Raw genomic sequence first — 22,108 nt, 5'->3', positions numbered from 1 at the left:
ACACAAGACGGACCGACGCCTGCTCGACCGACACGAACCTGTCGGTCACGTCACGATGCCGCTGGCGCGGAGTGCCGCGATCACCTGGTCGGCGGCGTCCTCGGGCGCGGTGTTCGCCGAATCGATGTGCACGTCGGGCGCCTCGGGCGCCTCGTACGGCGAATCGATCCCCGTGAAGTTCGACAGTTCACCCGCGCGTGCCTTGGCGTACAGGCCCTTCGGGTCGCGGGACTCGGCCACGTCGACCGACGCGTCCACGTGGACCTCGATGAACTCGCCGTCGGCGACACGCTCGCGAGCGAGGCGGCGTTCGGCTGCGAACGGCGAGATGAACGACACCAGGACGACGAGGCCGGCGTCGACCATCAGCGCGGACACCTCGGCGATGCGCCGGATGTTCTCCACGCGGTCCGCGTCGGTGAAGCCGAGGTCGCGGTTGAGGCCGTGGCGCACGTTGTCGCCGTCGAGCAGGTACGTCCGCACGCCCATCGTGTGCAACTTGCTCTCCACGATGTTCGCGATCGTCGACTTCCCCGACCCGGACAGCCCGGTCAGCCACACCACACCGGGTCGATGGTCGTTCATCTCGGAGCGTGCGGCCTTGTCCACTCGCACGTCCTGCCAGTGGATGTTGTGCGAGCGGCGCAGCGCGAAGTGCAGCAGTCCGGCGCCGACGGTGGTCTGGGTGCGCTTGTCGATGATGATGAAACCCCCGGTGTCCCGGTTGCCCACCGCGCCGGTGTTGCCTTCGCCCAGTGCGAGGCCCGGGTACGGATCGAACGGGATCGTCCGGTCGAGCCCGATGTTGCACACCCCGATCTCGTTCAGCGCCAACGTGTCGGCCGCCAGGTGTTCGAGGGTGTTGACGTCGACGCGGTACTTCGGGTCGTCGATGGTGAGGCCGACCGTGCGGGCTCCGATCTTCATCAGGTACGGACGGCCCGGAAGCATCTCCTCCTCGTGCATCCACACGATGTGCGCCTCGAACTGGTCGGCCACTTCCGCCGGATCGTCGCCTGCGCAGATGATGTCGCCGCGCGACACGTCGACCTCGTCGGTGAGGGTGAGCGTGACCGACTGACCGGCCACGGCCACGTCGAGGTCGCCGTCCATCGTGACGATCCGGGCGACCGTGCTCGTGGTGCCGGCGGGCAGGATCCGAACGGGGTCACCCGGACGGACGGTGCCACCGACGATCTGACCCGAGAATCCACGGAAGTCGAGGTTCGGTCGGTTGACCCACTGCACGGGCATGCGCAACGGGCTTGCGGCGCGGTCGTCCTCGACCTCCACCGTCTCGAGGAACTCCATCAGCGTCGGCCCGTGGTACCACGCCGTGTTGTCGCTCGCGTCGACGATGTTGTCCCCCTTCAACGCGGACAGCGGGACGAAGGTGATGCGCCCTTCGTCCGCGAGACCGATCTGCGTGGCGAAGTCGAGATAGTCGTGGGAGATCGTCTCGAACGTCTCCTGGGAGTAGTCCACGAGGTCCATCTTGTTGACCGCCACGACCACGTTGCGGATGCCGAGCAGGCTGACCAGGTAGCTGTGGCGACGGGTCTGGGTGAGGACGCCCTTGCGCGCGTCGATCAGGATCACGGCCACATCGGCGGTGGAGGCACCGGTGACCATGTTGCGGGTGTACTGCTCGTGGCCGGGTGTGTCGGCCACGATGAACTTGCGCTTCTCGGTGGAGAAGAACCGGTAGGCCACGTCGATCGTGATGCCCTGCTCGCGTTCGGCGGTGAGGCCGTCGAGGAGGAGGGCGAAGTCGAGGTCGGTGCCCTGCGTGCCGACCTTGGCCGAGTCGGCTTCGAGTGCGGCGAGGTGGTCTTCGAACACCAGGTGCGACTCGTAGAGCAGTCGACCGATCAGGGTCGACTTGCCGTCGTCGACGGACCCGCAGGTGATGAAGCGGAGCAGCGACTTGTACTGGTGCGAGACGAGGTACGCCTCGATGTCCTCCGCGATGAGTTCCGACGAGTGCGCCATCAGAAAGAGCCCCTGTCATTCGGTGTCAGACACGGAATGGATGTCGACATGTTGGTTTCGAACATGTGGCGGTTCATTCCGTGTCTGACACCGAATGACATCGCCCGTGCGTGCGCCATCAGAAATAGCCTTCCTGCTTCTTCTTCTCCATCGAGCCGGCGGAGTCGGTGTCGATCAGGCGGCCCTGGCGCTCCGACGTGGTGGCCATCAACATCTCCTGCACCACGTCGAGCAGCGTCGTCGCGTCGGACTCGATCGCGCCCGAGAGCGGATAGCAGCCGAGCGTGCGGAAGCGGACGGACTTGATGTCGGGCACCTCGCCGTCGCGCAGTCGGAATCGGTCGTCGTCGACCATGATCATCGTGCCGTCGCGATCCACGACCGGGCGCGGCGCGGACAGGTACAGCGGCACGATCGGGATCTGCTCGAGGTGGACGTACTGCCACACGTCCAGTTCGGTCCAGTTCGAGATCGGGAACACTCGCAGCGTCTCGCCGGGGCTGCGGCGGCCGTTGTAGACCTGCCACAGTTCGGGGCGCTGGCGTTTCGGATCCCACTGGTGCTGCGGCGAACGCACGGAGAAGATCCGCTCCTTGGCTCGCGACTTCTCCTCGTCGCGCCGTGCCCCACCGAAGCACAGGTCGAACCGGTGCTCGTCGATCACCTGCTTGAGGCCCTCGGTCTTCCACATGTCGGTGTGCATCGCCGAGCCGTGGTCGAACGGGTTGATCCCCCGCTCGACGCATTCCGGGTTCTGATGGACGATCAGGTCCATGCCGACCTCGGCCGCCGTGCGATCGCGGAACGCGTACATCTCGCTGAACTTCCACGTGGTGTCGACGTGGACCAGGGGGAACGGCGGGATGCTCGGGAAGAACGCCTTGCGGGCCAGGTGCAGCATGACGGAGCTGTCCTTGCCGATCGAGTAGAGCATCGCCGGCCGGTCGGATTCGCTGACCGCCTCGCGCATGATCTGGATCGCCTCGGCCTCGAGCCGTTGCAAGTGCGTGAGCCGCACGTCGCCGATCAGCCCGGCTCCGTCCTCGTCCTCGACCTCGACCTCGACCTCGACCTCGACGATATTCTCCACCATGTCCGTAGAGAATAAGAACAACCTGCTGGGAACGCAACCTCCGCCACTTCCAGCGGTGAGTCTCCGTCGGGCCCACAGCTACCCAGACTCACCGCAACCTCCGCCACTTCCAGCGGTGAGTCTCCGTCGGGCCCACAGCGACCCAGACTCACCGCAACGACTCGGGTTCGGCCGGGCGCGCCGGAGTGGGCGTGATCAGCCGTGGCGTTCGGTGGTGTCGGATCGGTACTCGGTGGCGAGGTCGCACACGGCAGGAGGCAGGTCACCGGCGACGAGGTCAGCGATGGTGACCGTTTCGAGGACCCGGCGCAGGCTGCCCCGAACCGCCATCCACACCTGAGGCAACGCCTCGGCAGGAGCCGGGTACGACAGCGTGCGGACACTCTCGTCGTGGACGTCGGCGAGCGGACCGTCGATGGCCCGGAACACGTCGGCGATGGTGATCGACGCCGCCGAACGCGACAGCGTGAACCCGCCATCGGGACCCCGCTTGGAGCGGATCAGTTCGGCCCGTTTCAGATCTCGCAGGATGTCGAGCAGGTACTTGAGGGAGATGTCCTGACGGGTGGCGATGCCTTCGGCCTTCATCGGTGTGCCGTCACCGAGCGCGAGTTCGGCCGTGGCTCGAACGGCGTTGTCGACCCGCTCGGAGATCCGCATCGAAGGGACGTTACCCGTCACCCCGCGCACGACCTGACGGCGAACCGCCGGTGGGCCCCGTCGTCATCAGGGCGACAGGGACGCCGAGACCGACGCTCCCGCTGATCGTCGCGATCCGGCGACCCGGTTGGACCGCGTCCTTCGGCGCACTGATCCGGTCTGCGCCGATCCGTTCGCATGCGGCATCGAGGTCGTCGACGTTGATCACCACACCCCAGAAGCTCGCCGACCCCCCGTCGTCCGGACCATCCTCCACCCCGGCGTGCACCGCGTCGCCCTGCTCCACCACCTCGACGACCAGGCCACCTCGACCGATCCGATGGAAGCCCTGGCGCATGGACCCGACCTCCCGAATGCGCTTCAGTTCGCAGCCGGTCGCTGCGGCGATCGAGTCCGTGGTGCGCTCCAGATCGCTCGTCATCACCACCACGTGGTCGAGGCCCGATGCTCCCAGTTCGTGATGGGCGAACACCGGCCCCGCCGTCTCGACCTCCGTCGTCACGAGTCCGTCGATCAACGACCCGCTCCATGCGGGTTCGAGGCCGCTCAACGCCCACCCGACGATCCCTGCGGCGTCGTGGGCCTCGGGTTCGGTGATCTTCAGGCATGCGCCCATCAGCGGGACCAGGCCGTCGTCACCGACCACCAACCCCAGTGAGCGCCACACATCACGATCCCCCACCACTTCGAGCCACTCGACCTGTGCCGTCACGCTCCTGATCCTCGCAGAACCGACCCACGCTCGCACGATGGCGCTCCGAACCGGTCTGCGTGCTGTGCTCGAGACGACGAACGCAGGTCGCTCGACGGTCTCGAGATGACGGGCGCCGGTTCGGCACGTCAGGATCTGCCACACCCCGGACGCGACGAGGCGCCCGGGCTTCGACTCCGTGAGTCGTGCCGCGAGCGCCTGGACGTCAGCTGAATTGTGTGAGTGCGAACGTCAGCCGCGGCCCATGTTGGGGCGCTTGCCGTGGTTCGCCTTCGAGCGGCGGAGCCGGGCCTTGCGCTTCTTGGTCTTCTTCGACATAGCCGAGCACGCTACGTCCATCCGCCCGCGAACCCAACCGGACGGGCTCGTCCCCGTTCGACGTCACGTTCGGACATCTCCGGCCCGTCTCCTGCATCCTCGCGGAATGCGGCGGGTCAGTAACCGTCGCCTCCCGACGACCCGGCGAACGAGGCGACCACGATGTCCACCACCTGGTCGCACATGGCGGCGATCAGCTCCACCTGCTCGGCGAAGCGCCGCCGCGACGAGCCCGTCGGGTCCCACACGTCCTGGGCCTCGCTGCGCAGGTAGTCGGCCGCCGACCGATCGGCGGTCAGGTCCTGCATCCACGAACCGAGTGCGCGACCTTCGGCCATCGGGTCGCTCGCCGCCCGCGTCAGGAACTCCGGCAGCGTGAACGTCCGCCGGTACGCCGCCTGAGACACAGCGGCGAGCTCGACGACGTGGTCGCGCTCTGCGGTGAGGATCATGTCGGCAGGAGCGATCCGCTCGGCGGTGACCCTCCGGCTTCGATGTCCCGTGACGTCGAGCCCACGGCGTCGCATCGCCTCGACCGCGTCGTCGATCGCCGGCAGGTCCTCGGGGCCGAAGCCGAGTGACCGCACGACCGCCCGATCCTGCCCCAGTCGACGATCGAGCCCGGCCTGGATCATCGCCATCGACATCACCGAACGCGTCCGGTTGTGCGAGCACACGGTGAGGATCTTCAACAGGTCGCCCGCCACGTTCGTCATCCTGCCACCGGGCCGCTCCGGCCTCCACGCGCATCGTCCGCACTCGGCGTGCGCCTGCGGTCCGCTCCGAATGCGGCGCGGGCACCGGTCGCCTCACGTCTCGTCGAGCGCAGCGCCCCGGCTACGTTCTGGCGATGACCGAGATCCACGGAACCGTCGCCCCTGGCTTCGAAGGCGTGCGCGACGCCTTCGCCGCCAACTGGGAACACCACGGGGAGGTCGGAGCATCCGTCTGTGCGACCGTCGCGGGCGAGGTCGTCGTCGACCTCTGGGGCGGGACCGCCACGTTCGACGACGGTGACCACGACTGGCAGGAGGACACGATCATCAACGTCTGGTCCACCACCAAGACGATGTCGTTCCTGTGTTGCCTGCTGCTCGCCGACCGTGGCGAGCTGGACCTCTACGAGCCGGTCGCCACCTACTGGCCCGAGTTCGCAGCCGCCGGCAAGGAGAACATCGCCACTCGGCACATCCTCAGTCACTCGGCCGGTCTGTCCGGGTGGGACGAGCCGCTGCAGCGTGACGACCTGCTCGACCCGGCCAAGCTCGTACAACTGCACGCAGCCCAGGCTCCGTGGTGGGAGCCGGGAACCGCTTCGGGCTACCACGCGATCAGCCAGGGCTACCTGCTGGGCGAGATCGTGCAGCGCATCACGGGTGAGTCGCTCGGTCAGTTCTTCGCCGACGAGATCGCCGGGCCACTCGACGCCGACTTCCACATCGGCACCGGCCCCGAGCACGACGACCGCATCGCCCACGTGATCGCCCCCGATGCGCCACTCGGTGCCGACACCGGCGTCCTGCAACCCGGCTCGCTGGCCGTGCGTACCCTCGCCAACCCTGCGCTCGACGCGTCCTTCTCCTCCACCAAGCCGTGGCGACGCGCCGAGATCCCGGCGGCCGGCGGCCACGGCAACGCCCGCTCGGTCGCCGCGATCCACACGCTCACCGCCAACAACGGGGTCGCCAACGGCCAGCGGATCATCTCCGAGGAGGGGCTCGCCCGCATCTTCGACGAGCAGATCCGTGGCATGGACCAGGTGCTCGGCACCGACCTCGTGCTCGGTATGGGGTTCGGTCTGCCCGGGCCGATGCTCCCGCTGCCCAACCCACGGTCCTGCTACTGGGGCGGCTGGGGTGGATCGCTCGCCATCATCGACATGGACGCCAACATCAGCTTCAGCTACGTGATGAACAAGATGGAGTCGACCACCACCGGCGACCTGCGCGGCGCCGGCCCCCTCATGGCCACCTACGCCGCCCTCATGGCCTGACCGGCCGGCAGCCCGACCACGCGCGACACCCGGGGTCGGACACCGCAACAGGCGCGTGACACCCCGGTCGGGGTCAGGCGACCCAGGCGAGGAGTTCGTCGACGGGGAGGGTGTTGAGGATCCGGTCGATCGGGACGTCGCACTCGGCTGCACGATCGCAACCGAGCCCCTGCCATTCGAGTTGGCCGGTGGCGTGTGCATCGGTGTCGATCGTGAACCAGCAGCCGTGATCGACCGCCAGTCGGAGCAGCTCGCGCGGCGGGTCGAGGCGCTCGGGCCGGCAGTTGATCTCCACCGCCGTGCCGAACTGCGCGCACGCCGCGAACACGTAGTCGGCGTCGAAGTCGCTCGGCGGCCGCTTCCCGATCATCCGACCGGTGCAGTGCCCGAGGATGTCGACGTGGGGCGACGCGATCGCCTGCAGCATCCGCTCGGTCATCTGCTGCTTCTCCATGCGCAGCTTGGAATGCACGCTCGCCACCACCACGTCGAGGCGACCCAACATCTCGTCGGACAGATCGAGCGAGCCGTCGACGAGGATGTCGACCTCCATGCCCGACAGCACGCGGAAGTCGTGGCCGGCATCGGCGAGCGTGGCGTTGACCTCGGCCAACTGGTCGAGTTGTTCGGACAGTCGGTGTTCGTCGAGTCCGTGTGCGATCGTGAGGCGAGCCGAGTGGTCGGTCTGGACCATGTACTCGTGGCCGAGCGACATCGCCGTGATCGCCATCTGCTCGATCGGTGCTCCGCCGTCACTCCACGTCGAATGCAGGTGACAGTCGCCGCGCAACGCGTCACGGTACGGCCGGGCGCGCTCGCTCACCTTCACCTGCGTTGACGACTCCAGGTCGATCAGGTATTGCGGGGTCTCGCCCGCCAGTGACTCGGCGATCACACGTCCCGTCGACTCACCGATCCCGTCGAGGTCGGTGAGCGTCTTGGCACGCGCTCGACGCTCCAACTCGCCGGGTTCGACGGTGCGCACGACGTCGAGAGCACGAACGAACGCCTTGGTCTTGAATCCCGAGGCCCGAGACCGATCGAGGCAGTGGATCACACGCAGCAGCGCAGCTTCCGGCGTCATGCGATCCACGCTACTTCGCCGACGTTTCGCCGAACACTCGACCGTCGCGTGACGGGTTCGCGAACCGGGCGGCTGCAGACCGGCCGGTCGAGCGCGCAGCTATGTTCGTCGGATGGGTCGTCGCCGCGTTCTCGTGAGTGCCGTGACCGTGATGTCGACGCTGGCGGCATGTGGAGGCGACGGTCCGTCCGAGCCCGAGGTCCTCCTCGACTTCGGCGACGAAGCGCCCGGCACGAACGTGGCGTTGATCGCGGTCGAAGGTCCCGACGGTCGCACCGCCGAATGGATCGATCGCCTCGACGGCACCATCCAGCGCATCGACATCGACGAACCCGGCGACCCCGAAACGGTCGCCACCATCGAGGTCGGCACCGACGGCGAACAACGCGGCCTGCTGGGCCAGACACTGATCGACGGGCGTCGGTACGCCGCATGGACCAAGCCGGCCGGCCTCCTTGGTGACTTCGAGATCGTCGTCGGTGAAGTGGTCGACGGAGGCGAAGGCGAGATCGTGTGGTCCGGTGGCGCGGCGAGCGGTGGGGCGATCGGGGGCGTGCTCGACCAGTACGACGGGAGGATTCTCCTCGGTCTCGGCCGCAACACGGGGTGGGACGCCGAGACGATGGTTGGCGGTGCCATGCTCCTCATCGACCCGACCGGGCCGCCCGACCAGGAGGGCGAGGCCCTCAGCGTCGGCTACACGAACCCGTGGGCGTTCACCGTCACCGACGACGGGGCGCTGTGGTTCGCCGACAACGCCGCCGGGCCGGACCCCGACGACCCGTCGGTCGACGACATCGAGCGCGTCGGACGCGGTGACCTCATCGCCGACCGCAACGACGTGCCCCGCATCACCGACCCCAGTCGGGCCCCCACGTCGATGGCCGAGCTGCCCGACGGACGTCTCGGGATCTGCGGGTTCCTCGACAACGAACTGCGGGCGTACGAGGTCGTCGACACCGACGCCGGCAGTCGGACCGGTCTGGAACGTGCCGGCACGATCATGCCGTGCAACCTCGGCGTCGCCGTGTTCGACGACGGCACGATCGTGACCCTCGCTCAGGGCTCGGACGGCGAGACGCTCCAGATCCTCCGACCCTGACGCCATCGTCGCATCCTGGAGTCGTGCATCGTCGCGTCGCGGTTCCGGGTCTCGGAGGACGCGACTGGTGCGCTGTCGGAGACCCGGACGTGCGGACGACGCGGAGATCGGTTCGACGGCTTTCCCGTTCGGTCCGGCCGCGACCCACTGGTGGGCATGGACAGTCGCACCCGCGCACTCATCTGCACCCTTCTGCGACCCTGCGCGCTGACCGCGGCGTGCACCGCCGTCGTCGCGTGCTCGGGTCCGGCGCCGGACCGCGACGCAGTGAGCGACTGGTGCTGGCACCACTACCGGTTCGCCCCTCCCGGGGCATTGGCGTCGGATCCGGGTCCGGAATCGGCTGACGAGGCGGTCGCCTGGGACCGGTGGCTGGGATCGGACGCCGACGTACCGTCGGACCGAGTCGACGTTCACCGGGAGCAGCGGCGTCTGATCGACGTCATGGTCCGATCGGGCACGTGGAGCCGGACCGAACGGGCGAGCTATCTCGCCACGTCGCGCTCGGATCCGACGCCCGACACGGTGTGCGAGACGGTGGGTGCCCGCGTCGTCGTCGCACACGACGGATCTCTCCCCGCCGACTGGCAGATCCGCTTCCTCGATCCCGCCGATCCCGCGCACTCCGAACTCGCGGTCGATGCGAACACCGCCCGGCCGACGGATCTCGGCCGATGAGGAACGGGACCCGACGAACTGGCCGAGTCCTCGCCGTCGGCCTCGCAGCGGTCGCCGTCGGCTGCCTCACCTCGATCACCGGAGGCGGTTCGACGTCCCCCGTCGGCCCGCTCGGCGCGGACAGGGTCTCGGCGCGGGCACCCGACCCGTCGCTGTGCGGGTCGAACTCGGCGTTCTGCGGGGCGGTCCTGCGAGTCGAGTCGTCGACGGGTGTGATCGGATCGGTCGCTGCCGGCGCGCACTACGGACGAGCGTGGGGCATCCCGGCCAAGGCGAACGACGCAACAGGAATCGGCTGGTGCGTCGACGACACCCACACCGGCTTCCCGGCCGGGCCGATCGGTGAACGGCCGCTCCCCAGCCAGTGGTCCCGGGACGACCGACGGGTCGCAGCGGCGATCATCTCGCTGTACGGAGGAGACCGGGTCCTGCCGTACCAGCCACTGCCCATCGACGGCTCGGGTGAACTCGCGACCTCCCCCGTCGACGGAGCGACCCCGACGAGACTTCGACATGTCGCGGTCTGGCTCGCTCTGAGGTCGGTGCTCGTCGATCCCGCCGGGATCCCACGCATCGACCTCGCGACGGCGTCGACGTTCTCGGATCGTGGCGGACGCACTCCGTCCCCGGTCGGCAACGCCGCGATCCCGCTGGCCGTCGCGATGGTCGACACCGCTCGTCGCGTCGCCGCACAGGGAGGTGACCCGGTGGTCACCATCGCCGTCGGGGCCGCGGACCTGCGCGTGGAGCCCGGCAGCACGGTCTTCCTGCCCGTGCGGGTCACCGACCCGACCGGCCGAGCGATCCCGCACACGCCGGTGTGGCCCGGCGAGGTCGCGAACGTCGCGGTGACCGGACATCCGAGCGACGATCGTGCCAGTCTCACGGCGAACAGGAACGCCGTGCTCGCGGGGTGGCCGTCGTTCGACACGACCCGGACGCGGTCGAACGGCGTCGTCACCGACATGAACGGCGTGGCGTTGTTCAGCGTGCGTGTGCAGGCGGCCGGGGCGTGGTCGGCGTCGTTCGTCACCGAGACCGCACCGACGGGGCTGGCCCTGTGGGGCGACGACATCCGCGCTCAGAACAACGTCGCCCTGCGCGGAGGGACGTCGACATCGGCGGGAGCGACCGTGGCGGGCGATGCGACTCTGCGATACGTCCGCGTCCGCAAGACGAGCACCGACACGTCGTTCTCCGTCGCCGGAGCGACCTTCGCATTGATCGACGCCGACGGCACCGAGGTCGCCAGGGCGACGACCGCGGCCGACGGAATCGTTGACTTCACCATCGGGCGCGGCCATCGCGAACCGTTGCGGGTCCGGGAAGTCGCAGCGCCCCCGGGGCTTCGCCTCCGGTCGGGCGACGTCGCCGTCACCCTTCCCGGCGCCGCAGTGTCGACCGACCGTCGCCGACCCACCACGGTCACCGTCGTCAACACGCCGGTGGAGTACGAGGTCACGATCCAGAAGAGGGTGGTCGGCCCACCCGACGGGTCGACCGACCTGTCGGGTTTCACCTTCCAGTTCCGACGTCACACCGCCTCGACTGCGGACCCGACGCCGATCGGCACGAACGTCGTCACCGGCCCCGACGGTCGAACGCCGATCATGAGACTCCCTGCCGGCGACTACGACGTGATCGAGATCTCACGCCCCGCGTGGTGGCCGACCGGCGACCCACTGCCGGCCCCGGCGGTCGTGTCGATCCCTCTCGGCCAGGTCGATGACGACGAACCGATGGTGGTCACCGTCGACAACGTCTTCCCGGCACCTCCCACGAGCACGACGACCACCACCGTCGCGTCCACCGTGCCGCACGAGCCGCCACCGACGTCGGTCGCACCTCCCACGACGCCACCGCCGCCCACCACCGCCCCGCCCGAGTCGACCACCACGTCCACCACCACCACGACGACCACCACGACCACGACGCCGCCCACCACGACGACCACGACGGCGGTCGCACCCACGACCGTGCCACCACCGACCGTCCCGACGGCCGGCACTCCACCGAGACTCCCCCGCACGGGCGGTGCGCCGTGGCACGTCTGGTCTCGCGTCGGCGCATGGATCGTGTTCGCGGGTGCTGCACTGAGCTTCGTGTCGACCATGGGTCTCGGACTCGGGTGGGGCACCGGCCGGACCCGGGGCACCGCCGGCACCGATCCGGACAGGACGTCGAGGACGGCCCCGGTCGACCCCCGGGAGCCGTGACGAACACCCGCTGCGACCCGCACCCAACAGTGGCACAGCCACGGGATCGCGCACATGCGCCTGCTTCTGCACGATGCACCGGAGCGGCGGGAGGCGTCGGCGTTCGTCCACACGATGATTTCCCTTCCGGCGCCCTCACGACCCACTGGTCGGGTGCATGAGACTCCTCGACCTCGACACGATCGCTCGCCGGCAACACGGTGTCGTGACCAGAACGCAGGCCTCGTTGTCCGCCGCTGCATGGCGGCGTGCGATCGACGCCGGCACGCTCGTCGCCCTCCACCCCGACGTGGCACGCCTGGTCGGAACGCCCGACACGCCACGGCAGTCGATCGCGGCCGCCCTCCTGGCGGCCGGTACCGGTGCGCTCGCATCACACCGCTCGGCGGCTCTCCTCCACGGCATTCCGATCGCCGATCCTCCGCCGGTCGACATCATCGTCCCGCATCGAGGTGTTCACGACACCCCCGACAGCCGGGGACGTACAGCGAACGCGTTCCACGGCGTGTGCATCCACCGGCCGCGCGATCTGGAACACACCACACCGCACCGCATCGACGGCATCGCGTGCACCGACATCCTGCGAACACTCGTGGACCTCGGTGCCGTCGATGCCGATGCCGTCCGGGGCGCGGTGGGTCACGCCCTGACGAACGGCCTCGCCACCCTCGACTCGATCGGGACCACCCTCGCAGGACACGCCCGTTCGCGGGGTCGCGGCGTCGTGGCACTCCGGCGAGCACTCGACGACTGGTCACTCGATGCCCGGCCCGCCGATTCGGTGCTCGAACCGGCGATGCGCCGCCTCCTCGCCCGGTACGGCCTCCCACCCGCCGAGTTCCGTGCTCGCGTCGGCGGGCGCGACGTCGACTTCCAGGTGACCGGTACGCCGATCGTCATCGAGTGCGACGGCTGGACCCATCACGGCCGGGACCGTCGCCGGATCGAGCGCGACCGCCTCGACGACGCCGAGTTCGCGGCGCACGGGTGGACCGTCCTGCGGTTCACGTACCGCAGGATCACCACCCGCCCGGCCGAGGTCGCCGACCGGATCCGCCGCACGATCGACCGTTGGGCCCACGCATCGGTCGCCTGAACCGACCCGTCGCCCGAGCCGTCCGAGGCCACGTGCTTCCGGGTCTCCCCGGACGTGGATCTCGTGACGGCGCCGACCCGGACCACGAATCGCCGGGAGCGACATCACCGCGCCAGTAGCCTCCACGCCGCATGGAACGCTTCGGTCTGGTCGGTCTTCCCAACGCGGGCAAGAGCTCGCTGTACAACGCTCTCACCGGTGGCGGTGCGCTCGCCGCCCCCTACCCGTTCGCCACGAAGGACCCGAACATCGGCGTGGCGATGGTGCCCGACGAACGCCTCGACAAGTTGGCGGTGATGTCGAAGTCGAAGAAGGTCGTCCACGCCCAGGTCGAAGTCGTCGACATCGGCGGACTCGTGGAGGGCGCCAGCACCGGGGAGGGCCTCGGCAACAAGTTCCTCGCCAACATCCGCGAGGTCGACGCCATCGTGTTCGTCCTGCGCGCATTCGAGGACGACGACGTCGTCGGCCCGTCCGACCCGATCGAACACCTTCGGATCGTCGAGATCGAACTCGCACTGGCCGACCTCGAGACCGTCGAGAAGCGACTCAACTCGATCAAACGTGCGTCGAAGCTCGACAAGACCCTCGGCGCCGAGACCGAGGCGCTGCAACTCGCATACGACAGCCTCGCCGAAGGACTCCCTCTCTACCGCGCCGGCCTCAAGGACGACGTCCGCAAGGAACTCGAGCCCTACTTCCTGCTGACCAACCGTCGCGTGCTCGCCGTGGTCAACGTCGGCGAGGACGACATCGAATCGATCCCCGAGAAGGAGGCGCTCGTCCAGGCCGAGTTCAACAGTGCGGGTGACAACGTCGAGGTGATCGGCATGTGCATCCAGATGGAGGCCGAGGCCGCTGCGATCGAGGATCCCGAGGAACGGCGTGAGATCCTCGAAGGCTTCGGCCTCGGTGAAGGCGCTCTGTTCCGGATGGTCCGAAGTGCCTACCACCTGCTCGGACTGCGGACGTATCTCACGACCGGCGAGCAGGAGTCGCGAGCGTGGACGTTCCACGAGGGGTCGACCGCTCCCGTGTGCGCCGGGCGCATCCACGGTGACTTCCAACGCGGCTTCATCAAGGCCGAGGTCATCCAGTGGGACGAGTTGCTCGAACTCGGTTCGTGGAACGCCGCCAAGGACGTCGGCAAGATGAGGGTGGAGGGCAAGGACTACATCGCCCAGGACGGCGACGTGATGGAGTTCCGTTTCAACGTGTGATCGCTGTCCGTTCGGGCGTGCGGCGTGACATGCTCCTCGCATGGCCTGGCTGGTGACGAACGCACGGGTCCTCGCATCGGCCGAAACGGCCACCACCCGCTCGGAGAAGCGCAAGGGTCTGCTGGGGCGTGACGGACTGGAGGGAGCGATCGTCATCGACGGCTGCCGCTGGGTCCACACGATCGGGATGCGGTTCGCCATCGACGTCGCATTCCTCGATGCCGACGGCCTGATCATCCGCACGGTGCAGATGCCACGCCATCGTCTGGGGATGCCCGTCGTGCGGGCGAGATCGGTGATCGAGGCCGAGGCCGGCAAATTCGCCCGCTGGGGGGTCCACGTCGGCGACGTGATCGAAGTCCGCGAGCACGCCGACCGATGAGCACCCTGTGGCTCGTCGCCACACCGATCGGCAACCTCGGCGATCTCGCCCCGCGAGCCGTCGAGGTCCTGGCGTCGGTGGCGCTGGTGTGCTGCGAGGACACGCGACGGACCGGCAAGCTCCTGCAACACGCCGGCATCCGCGCCGAGCGGTTGGCGGTGTGCAACGAACACACCGAGTTCGATCGGATCGGCGAGGTGCTCGACGTGCTGGCGTCGGGTCGTGGCGTGGCGGTGGTCAGCGACGCGGGAACCCCTGGGATCTCCGACCCGGGCGAACGACTCGTGGCAGCGGCGATCGAGGCGGGCCACGTCGTCTCGGCCGTGCCCGGACCGGCTGCGGCCACGATGGCCGTGACGATCAGCGGTTTCGTGAGCGGCCGCTACGTGTACGAGGGATTCCTGCCGCGCAAGGGCCGCGATCGCGCGGCCCGACTCGCCGACGTCGCTGCCGAGCACCGCACCGTCGTGCTCTACGAGGCCCCGCACCGGATCGAACGGACGCTCGCCGACCTTCTCGACGTGTGCGGACCCGACCGTGCGGTCGCCGTCAGCCGCGAACTGACCAAGCTGCACGAGGAGACCGTGCGCGGAACGCTCGGTTCGCTCGACATCGGCGAGCCGCGGGGCGAGTACGTGATCGTGCTCGGGCCGGTCGAGCCCGCCGTCGACGAGGCGACCGACGATGCCGTGCGATCGCTGCTCGTCGAGGCGATCGGCCGCGGCGCGTCGACCAGGGACGCGGCGACGAGTGTTGCCGAACAGACCGGCCGCCGTCGGCGCGACGTCTACCAGCTCGCCGTCGACCTCGACGTCTGAGACGCTCTGCGGCGCTGGTGACGGCGGCCACTCGATCCCGGCCCGGCTGGAGACGGTGGCACACTGAGTCGATGAGCGAGTACGTGGCGGTCACCGGCTCGAGTACGAGCGCGGCGTTCTTCGACCTCGATCGGACGCTCATCTCCGGCTCGTCCGCGTTCACCCTGGCGATCCAGGCGCGCAAGGTCGGACTCGTTCCCACCCGCGAGTTCGTGCGCGACGCGGGCGGCGCACTGGCGTTCAAGCTGTTCGGTGCCAGCGACGACACCTCCGACGAGGTCCGCAAGCGCATCCTCGGTGCGGTGGTCGGTCAACGCCAGGCCGACCTCCAGGGGCTCAACGCCGAGATCCTGCCCCGTCTCATGGAGCGTGTCCGCCCGGAAGCCAAACGTCTCCTGGAGCGCCACCGGCGGGCGGGTCGTGACACGTTCATCGTGTCGGCCGCACCCCAGGAGATGGTCGAGCCGCTCGCCCATGCGCTCGGCATGACGGGCGGGATCGGGACCCGCAGCGTCGTCGACAACGGCGTGTACACGGGTGAGTTGGACGGACCGTTCTGCTACGGAGTCGGCAAGGTCGAGGCGATGCAGTCGCTCGCCCGGTGGAACGGATACGACCTCGCGCACAGCTACGCGTACTCGGACTCGGCGAGCGATCTGCCGATGCTCGACGCCGTCGGTCACCCCGTGGCGGTCAACCCCGACTCCCGCCTGGAGCGCCACGCCCGACGCAACGGCTGGCCGATCGTGATCTTCAGCCAGCGCACCAAGTCGGTCATCCGCCGCACCCTGTCGACCGTGGCCACGGTGGGCGTCGGCCTCGGCGGCTTCGCCCTCGGCACCCAGGTCAACCGCAAACAGGGCTTTCTCCGCCGCTGAGATCAGGCGAGGTCGGAACCCGAACGGTTCAGCGCGGGGTGAGCGCGAGTTGGCGGGACTGGCAGACGAGGGCGCCCGCCGAGTCCCAGATCTCGCCTTCTTCGTCGAGCAGTCCGTCGTGGATGAACCGGGACCGGAACGCGCACCGGAGCGGACCGCGCGCCGGAACGCCACGGACGTGGACGGTGAGTTCGACAGTCGGGGCCCAGGCGACCGGGAGCCCCGAGTTGAACACCGGTGGCGGGAATGCGTCGGCAGCGAGCATCAGCGCGATCGCGTCGATGGGCTCCTCGCCCGCGAGTGCGAACCAACCTCGGACCTGTGCGGTGCCCGACGGAGCGCCTCTGCGGAATCCACTGTCCTCGGGGTGCATCCGGATGTCGATCCGGTTCATCAACTCGGGCCGGGGACCCTTGAGCGCCGACGGAGCGGCCGCACTCTCCTCGAACGGAGGAAGGTCGACCGGGCCGGACATCTGGCGACTCGGGCCACCCGGCGTCTGCTCCCCGAAGGTGGCCAACAACGTCAGTGTCGCCTTGCCGTCGATGGTCAGGGTGGCCGATGCCGTCGCCAGCCGCCGCCCCGAACGGATCGTGGTGACCTCGATCTCGCACTCCCCCGCCGGCGCGGGACGCAGGTAGTGACCGGTGACGGTGAGCGGCGGCCGACCGATCGTGTCGGTCATCGCCCGCACAGCGATCGCCATCAGGTAGCCGCCGTTGGCGTTGCCCCCGATGTCCCAACCGGGGTGCACCGTGGCGTCGAATCGACCCTCGCCGACGGGGTGGACGGCGGTGGCGGTCGCGAAGTGCACGTTCGCCAACGTAGACAGCACCGAGTCGAGGGTGGGCAATCGGGTCGCTGTGATCGATGACACCCGCGGACGGTCCGCGGACGTGACGAGGCTGCAGAATCGGGCACCGGTCGGCATCGACCTCGCCAGTAGCGTGGCCACGGTGAGCCGGACGTACGTGACGACACCGATCTACTACGTGAACGCGGAGCCCCACCTCGGGCATGCGTACACGACGATCATCGGTGATGCGATCACCCGCTGGAGCAGGCTGATGGGAACCCCCACCAAGTTCCTCACCGGCACCGACGAACACGGCCTGAAGATCCAGCAGGCCGCCGAGGCCGAGGGCGTGACGCCCCAGGAGTTCACCGATCGGATCGCACCGAAGTTCGCGGCGGCCTGGGAGAAACTGAACATCGCGAACGACGACTTCATCCGCACGACCGAGCAGCGCCACAAGGACGCCGTGGCCGAACTCCTCCAACGCTGCTACGACGCCGGAGACATCGAACTCGACACGTTCGCAGGCAAGTACTGCGTGGCGTGCGAGGAGTACTACCAGGACGACGAACTGATCGAGGTCGACGGACACGCCGATTGCTGCCCGATCCACCAGCGCCCGGTGCAGTACTTCGAGGAGGAGAACTACTTCTTCCGCCTCAGCCGCTTCCAGGACCGACTCCTCGACTGGTACGCCGCCCACCCGAACGCGCTGACGCCGGAGCACCGGGGCAACGAGGCGCTCGGCCTGATCCGCAGCGGCCTGCGCGACTTCTCGATCAGTCGCACGTCGCTCGAATGGGGCATCCCGCTGCCGTGGGACGAGAAGCACGTCACGTACGTGTGGTTCGACGCGCTGACCAACTACCTCGCTGCGGTCGGGTTCGGGTCCAGCGGCGAGGACGCGCAGGACTACACCGACTGGTGGCCGGCAACGCACCTGATCGGCAAGGACATCGTCCGCCAGCACTGCGTCTACTGGCCCGCGATGCTGATGTCGGCCGGCGTCGAACTGCCCCAGCGGTGGGCGATCGGCGGGTGGCTGCTCGTGGGCGGCGAGAAGATGAGCAAGACCTCGGGCAACGTGGTCAACCCCCTCGACCTGATCGACGACATCGGCCTCGACGGGTTCCGCTACTACGTGCTCGCCGAGACCGCCTACGGCAACGACGGTGACTTCACCTACGAGGGCCTCGTCGGGAAGTACAACTCCGACCTCGCCAACAACCTCGGCAACCTCGCGGCACGCGTCGCCACCGTCGTGGAGAAGAAGTGCGGCGGAATCGGCACCCCGCCGGATCCCGACAGCGCGCTCCGCGAGGCCGCCCGGTCCGCGTTCGCCGACACCGCGAAGTTCTGGGACGACCTCCAACCGAGCCGGGCGCTCGATGCCACGTGGGGGCTGATCCGAGCGACCAACGGCTACCTGGAACAGCACGAGCCGTGGAAGGCCGAGCCCGGCACCGCAGTCGACACCGTGATGGGCGACGCGCTGGAAGCACTCCGGATCGTGGCCATCCTCTGCTCGCCTGCGATCCCCGACACCGCGCAGGCCGTCTGGGAGCGCATCGGCATGCGCGGACGCGTCGACGACCAACGCCTCCCCGACGCAGCGGCGTGGGGTCGGTACGAACCCGGCAACACCGTCGTCAAGGGCGACCCCCTCTTCCCGCGGATCAAGCTGTGACGACCCGCCCCGTCCGTCCCACCGACACTCCGCCAGGTCGGGCTCGATGACCGCGGCGGGGCTCTCCTGGATCGATTCGCACTGTCACATCCACGACGAGCGCATCCCCGACGGCCCCGACGGCGCAGTCTCTGCAGCCGGTGGGATGGGCGTCGACATCCTCGTGACCGTGGGATGCGACCGCGCCACGTCGCTCGCCGCGATCGAACTGGCGGGACGCCACGACAACGTCTTCGCGACCGTCGGCCTCCATCCGCACGACGCGAAGAACGGCACCGATTCGATCGTCGACCTGCTGGACACGCCCGGCATCGTCGCCATCGGCGAAGCCGGCCTCGACTTCTTCTACGAGCACTCTCCCCGAGACGAGCAGCGGCGGGTGTTCGCCGAACACATCCGACTCGCTCACGAGCGCGACCTCACACTCGTGATCCACTCGCGTGACGCGTGGGACGAGACCTTCGAGATCCTCGACGCCGAGGGCACGCCGGAGCGCACGATCTTCCACTGCTTCACCGGCGGGCCCGACGAGGCCGAGCGCGGACTGGAACGCGGGATCTTCCTGTCGTTCTCGGGCATCGTCACGTTCAACTCGGCCAAGCCGACGCAGGAGGCAGCCCTGCTGTGTCCGGGCGACAGGATGCTCGTCGAGACCGACAGCCCCTACCTCGCTCCGGTGCCGCACCGCGGCAAGCAGAACCGGCCCGCCTGGGTCCCCCACGTCGGCCAGTTCCTCGCCGACCTGCGGGACGAACCCGTCGCCGATCTCGCGTCCGCCACCGTCGCTGCCACGCACGCCGCCTTCGGTCACCGCCTCGTCTGACGACCGTCCGGCGCGCGGATCGGGCGGTGGGGCTGGGGGATAGCCTCGGCGTCGGACATCAACCATGGCTTTCGAGGACTCCGACCGACGACGCACCTCGGTGCTGCTGATCCTGACGATCATCGCTCTGCCCGTGATCTTCTTCGTCACCCGTGCCGACAGCACCGACGACGGCGCGGCCGTGGATCCGACGACCGGCGAGGTGATCGCCGTCGACGACGGAACCACCGGCGCCGCCGACGGTCCGAACCGGCCGCCGCTCGTGGCGTCCGATGCCGAACCGACGTTCCTCGACGGTCCGTCGGTCGATCCGGAGCCCCGGGTGGCCGAGGTCGCCGTTCCCGTGCGCCCGGAGACCGCACCGATGCGCCTGTCGGCCAGCTACCGCAGCACGGTCCCGGGCGACCGGACGTGTCTCGTCCAGGGGCTCGAGTCGGGGCTGACCGTCACGGTCAAGAACCTCGACAACGGCCGGGCCGTCGCCTGCGTCACCGAGGTCGCCCCGTTCTCCCAGACCGCCGACATCGTCCTGCACACCGACGCGTTCTCCCGTCTCGCCGACGTCACCGAAGCACCGATCACCGTCGAGCTGACCCAGTAGCGGTGCCCCGGTGACCCACTCCCGCCCGGCCATCCGCGAACTCCTCCTCGACCACGGTCTGGCGCCGCGTCGTGACCTCGGCCAGAACTTCGTCACCGACCCGAACACCGTGCGTCGGATCGCCGAACTGGCACGAGTCGGCCCCGGCGACCACGTCGTGGAGATCGGCGCCGGGCTCGGATCGCTCACGCTGGCGCTGGCCGAGACCGGAGCCGACGTCACCGCCGTGGAGATCGACCGCGGCGTCGTGCCGGTGCTTCGCCAGATCGTCACCGACGCCGGCCCGGCAGCCGCCAACGTCACCGTCGTCGAGGCGAACGCGATGGAGGTCGACTGGAACGAGTTGATCGACCCCGGCGTCGTCGGCGGATGGACGCTGGTGGCCAACCTGCCCTACAACGTCGGCACCCCGCTCGTGTGCGACGTGCTCGACGGGGTCCCCCACGTCACCCGCATCCTGGTGATGGTGCAACGCGAGGTCGCCGAACGCTTCGCTGCGTCACCCGGCGACAGCCAGTACGGGGCGATCAGCGTCAAGGCGGCCTACTGGGGACGGGCACGCATCGTCGGACACGTTCCGGCGACGGTGTTCTTCCCCTCGCCGAACGTGGAGTCGGCCCTCGTCGAGATCACGCGTCGCACGCCCCCTGCAGCCGATCCCACCGCCCTGTTCCCGCTGGTGCGCACGGCCTTCGGCCAGCGCCGCAAGATGCTCCGCAAGTCGCTGTCCGGCCTCGTCACCCCCGAGCAGTTCGTGGCCGCCGACGTGGCCGAGACGGCCCGCCCCGAGGAACTCGGCGTGGACGCCTGGGTCCGTCTCACGAACGCCCTCACCAGCCGATGACCGAACCTCTGTTGATCCGTCCCGGACAGAACAACAGAGGTTCGCTCGACGAGGTCGTCACCATCCGGGCCCACGCCAAGCTGACCCGGACGCTGAAGCTCACGGGGGTGCGCAGCGACGGCTTCCACCTGCTCGACGCCGAGATGGTCAGCCTGGAGCTGCACGACCTCGTCACCGTCGACCCGTCGGGGTCGGGGATCACCGTCACCGGGCCGTACGCCGCCGGCGTACCGACCGACGGGTCGAACCTCGTCGCTCGAGCTCTCGACATGGCCGGACGGACGGCGCACGTCACGATCGACAAGCGGATCCCGCACGGAGGCGGACTCGGAGGGGGTTCCACCGACGCCGCCGCGATCCTGCACTGGGCCGGCTTCGGAACCGATCCCGATTCTCTCGGACGCGCCTCGACGCTGGGAGCCGACATCTCGTTCTGTCTCGTCGGTGGTCGAGCACGGGTGACCGGCATCGGCGAGATCGTCGAGCCGCTCGATCACCTCGATCGACGCATCACCCTCGTCATCCCGCCGCTGGCCGTGTCCACTCCGGCCGCGTACCGCGCCTGGGACGACCTCGGCGCGCCCACCGGTGACGGCCCCAACGACCTCGAAGCAGCCGCCATCGCCGTCGAACCCCGCATGGCGTGGTGGCGCGACGCCATCGCCGCCGCCGTCGGCGTCGCACCCGTCCTCGCCGGAAGTGGCGCGACCTGGTTCGTCGAACTCGACGGCACCGGCGCTGCGCCGTCCGATCGGGAGCGCGCAAACGCCCTCGGCGAACTGGTCGACGAGGGCGCTCGAATCGTGGAGACGCGGACTACGGCCGAGCCGCTGCGCGTGTCCGATGTCAGTTGAGATGTACTACTTGCGACGCTGGTGACGCGTCCGACGAAGCATCTTCTTGTGCTTCTTCTTCCGCATCCGCTTGCGACGCTTCTTGATCAGAGAACCCATAAGGCCAGCAACGCTATCGGGCGTCGCCGACGGCGCCACGCGGCGCTACCGTGACGCCCGGCTGCGATCGGGTCAGCCGCCCGTCCCGGGTCGTCTAACGGTAAGACAGCGGTTTTTGGTGCCGAGAATGGGGGTTCGATTCCTCCCCCGGGAACAGGAAGT

At 68.9% G+C, this 22,108-nt stretch carries 22 protein-coding genes and 1 tRNA gene; 15 read left to right on the top strand and 8 right to left on the bottom strand.

The window, feature by feature from the left end; genetic code table 11:
- Positions 1-45: 45 nt before the first annotated feature.
- The 5 genes from cysN to ABJK40_RS13855 all read right to left on the bottom strand — a co-directional run bounded on the left by cysN (position 46) and on the right by ABJK40_RS13855 (position 5,491).
- Complete coding sequence (cysN, locus tag ABJK40_RS13875) at positions 46-1,992, bottom strand: sulfate adenylyltransferase subunit CysN (RefSeq protein WP_348478893.1); 1,947 nt, start codon at positions 1,990-1,992, stop codon at positions 46-48.
- A 118-nt stretch (positions 1,993-2,110) separates the two neighbouring features.
- Positions 2,111-3,019: a sulfate adenylyltransferase subunit CysD gene (gene cysD, locus ABJK40_RS13870; protein ID WP_348478983.1), complete on the bottom strand. Its 909-nt coding sequence runs from the start codon at positions 3,017-3,019 to the stop codon at positions 2,111-2,113.
- A 261-nt stretch (positions 3,020-3,280) separates the two neighbouring features.
- Complete coding sequence (locus tag ABJK40_RS13865; RefSeq protein WP_348478892.1) at positions 3,281-3,745, bottom strand: Rrf2 family transcriptional regulator; 465 nt, start codon at positions 3,743-3,745, stop codon at positions 3,281-3,283.
- 10 nt (positions 3,746-3,755) lie between these two features.
- A complete protein-coding gene (locus tag ABJK40_RS13860; protein ID WP_348478891.1) occupies positions 3,756-4,457 on the bottom strand; it encodes a VOC family protein in 702 nt (233 codons plus the stop codon).
- A 434-nt stretch (positions 4,458-4,891) separates the two neighbouring features.
- Positions 4,892-5,491: a hypothetical protein gene (locus tag ABJK40_RS13855; RefSeq protein ID WP_348478890.1), complete on the bottom strand. Its 600-nt coding sequence runs from the start codon at positions 5,489-5,491 to the stop codon at positions 4,892-4,894.
- A gap of 134 nt (positions 5,492-5,625) precedes the next feature.
- On the opposite strand from ABJK40_RS13855, the gene ABJK40_RS13850 reads away from it, so the two are divergent.
- Complete coding sequence (locus tag ABJK40_RS13850) at positions 5,626-6,768, top strand: serine hydrolase domain-containing protein (protein WP_348478889.1); 1,143 nt, start codon at positions 5,626-5,628, stop codon at positions 6,766-6,768.
- 73 nt (positions 6,769-6,841) lie between these two features.
- Here the strand turns inward: ABJK40_RS13850 and ABJK40_RS13845 are convergent, their stop codons facing one another.
- On the bottom strand, positions 6,842-7,852 hold the full coding sequence (locus ABJK40_RS13845; protein WP_348478888.1) for a PHP domain-containing protein: 1,011 nt from the start codon (positions 7,850-7,852) through the stop codon (positions 6,842-6,844).
- 112 nt (positions 7,853-7,964) lie between these two features.
- On the opposite strand from ABJK40_RS13845, the gene ABJK40_RS13840 reads away from it, so the two are divergent.
- The 8 genes from ABJK40_RS13840 (at position 7,965) to ABJK40_RS13805 (ending at position 16,242) form a co-directional block, all read left to right on the top strand.
- Positions 7,965-8,954: a hypothetical protein gene (locus ABJK40_RS13840; protein WP_348478887.1), complete on the top strand. Its 990-nt coding sequence runs from the start codon at positions 7,965-7,967 to the stop codon at positions 8,952-8,954.
- A 156-nt stretch (positions 8,955-9,110) separates the two neighbouring features.
- The gene (locus tag ABJK40_RS13835) at positions 9,111-9,632 is read left to right on the top strand and encodes a hypothetical protein (RefSeq protein ID WP_348478886.1); all 522 of its coding nucleotides are present in this window, start codon (positions 9,111-9,113) and stop codon (positions 9,630-9,632) included.
- On the top strand, positions 9,629-11,848 hold the full coding sequence (locus ABJK40_RS13830) for a SpaA isopeptide-forming pilin-related protein (RefSeq protein ID WP_348478885.1): 2,220 nt from the start codon (positions 9,629-9,631) through the stop codon (positions 11,846-11,848). The genes ABJK40_RS13835 and ABJK40_RS13830 overlap by 4 nt, the downstream gene beginning before the upstream one ends.
- Before the next feature lie 157 nt (positions 11,849-12,005).
- Positions 12,006-12,944 carry a DUF559 domain-containing protein gene (locus ABJK40_RS13825; protein WP_348478884.1) on the top strand — a complete coding sequence of 313 codons (939 nt, stop codon included), beginning with the start codon at positions 12,006-12,008 and terminating at the stop codon, positions 12,942-12,944.
- Between the two features lie 131 nt (positions 12,945-13,075).
- Entirely contained in the window at positions 13,076-14,164 is a 1,089-nt protein-coding gene (gene ychF, locus ABJK40_RS13820; protein ID WP_348478883.1) for a redox-regulated ATPase YchF, read from the top strand.
- Positions 14,165-14,204: 40 nt separating this feature from the next.
- On the top strand, positions 14,205-14,546 hold the full coding sequence (locus tag ABJK40_RS13815; RefSeq protein ID WP_348478882.1) for a DUF192 domain-containing protein: 342 nt from the start codon (positions 14,205-14,207) through the stop codon (positions 14,544-14,546).
- Positions 14,543-15,364, top strand: coding sequence for a 16S rRNA (cytidine(1402)-2'-O)-methyltransferase (gene rsmI, locus ABJK40_RS13810; RefSeq protein ID WP_348478881.1), 822 nt, complete (start codon positions 14,543-14,545; stop codon positions 15,362-15,364). The genes ABJK40_RS13815 and rsmI overlap by 4 nt, the downstream gene beginning before the upstream one ends.
- A gap of 71 nt (positions 15,365-15,435) precedes the next feature.
- The gene (locus ABJK40_RS13805) at positions 15,436-16,242 is read left to right on the top strand and encodes an HAD family hydrolase (protein ID WP_348478880.1); all 807 of its coding nucleotides are present in this window, start codon (positions 15,436-15,438) and stop codon (positions 16,240-16,242) included.
- 28 nt (positions 16,243-16,270) lie between these two features.
- Here ABJK40_RS13805 and ABJK40_RS13800 read toward each other — a convergent pair whose 3' ends face one another.
- The gene (locus ABJK40_RS13800; protein WP_348478879.1) at positions 16,271-17,056 is read right to left on the bottom strand and encodes a thioesterase family protein; all 786 of its coding nucleotides are present in this window, start codon (positions 17,054-17,056) and stop codon (positions 16,271-16,273) included.
- Positions 17,057-17,138: 82 nt separating this feature from the next.
- Here ABJK40_RS13800 and metG point away from each other — a divergent pair, with 82 nt between their 5' ends.
- The 5 genes from metG (at position 17,139) to ABJK40_RS13775 (ending at position 21,847) form a co-directional block, all read left to right on the top strand.
- The gene (gene metG, locus ABJK40_RS13795; protein WP_348478878.1) at positions 17,139-18,725 is read left to right on the top strand and encodes a methionine--tRNA ligase; all 1,587 of its coding nucleotides are present in this window, start codon (positions 17,139-17,141) and stop codon (positions 18,723-18,725) included.
- A 46-nt stretch (positions 18,726-18,771) separates the two neighbouring features.
- Positions 18,772-19,548, top strand: a complete 777-nt coding sequence (locus ABJK40_RS13790) for a TatD family hydrolase (protein WP_348478877.1) — start codon at positions 18,772-18,774, stop codon at positions 19,546-19,548.
- A 64-nt stretch (positions 19,549-19,612) separates the two neighbouring features.
- Complete coding sequence (locus ABJK40_RS13785; protein ID WP_348478876.1) at positions 19,613-20,149, top strand: hypothetical protein; 537 nt, start codon at positions 19,613-19,615, stop codon at positions 20,147-20,149.
- 10 nt (positions 20,150-20,159) lie between these two features.
- A complete protein-coding gene (gene rsmA, locus ABJK40_RS13780) occupies positions 20,160-20,993 on the top strand; it encodes a 16S rRNA (adenine(1518)-N(6)/adenine(1519)-N(6))-dimethyltransferase RsmA (protein WP_348510324.1) in 834 nt (277 codons plus the stop codon).
- Entirely contained in the window at positions 20,990-21,847 is an 858-nt protein-coding gene (locus ABJK40_RS13775; protein WP_348482419.1) for a 4-(cytidine 5'-diphospho)-2-C-methyl-D-erythritol kinase, read from the top strand. The genes rsmA and ABJK40_RS13775 overlap by 4 nt, the downstream gene beginning before the upstream one ends.
- 6 nt (positions 21,848-21,853) lie before the next feature.
- Here the strand turns inward: ABJK40_RS13775 and ABJK40_RS13770 are convergent, their stop codons facing one another.
- Positions 21,854-21,946 carry an AURKAIP1/COX24 domain-containing protein gene (locus ABJK40_RS13770; RefSeq protein WP_015442868.1) on the bottom strand — a complete coding sequence of 31 codons (93 nt, stop codon included), beginning with the start codon at positions 21,944-21,946 and terminating at the stop codon, positions 21,854-21,856.
- Positions 21,947-22,029: 83 nt separating this feature from the next.
- Between ABJK40_RS13770 and ABJK40_RS13765 the strand changes: the two genes are divergently transcribed.
- Positions 22,030-22,100: transfer RNA gene (locus tag ABJK40_RS13765), tRNA-Gln, on the top strand.
- Positions 22,101-22,108: the final 8 nt, after the last annotated feature.

This window comes from Ilumatobacter sp. (assembly GCF_039969435.1).
Lineage (GTDB): Bacteria > Actinomycetota > Acidimicrobiia > Acidimicrobiales > Ilumatobacteraceae > Ilumatobacter_A.
This window is presented reverse-complemented; position numbering and strand designations above follow the sequence as displayed.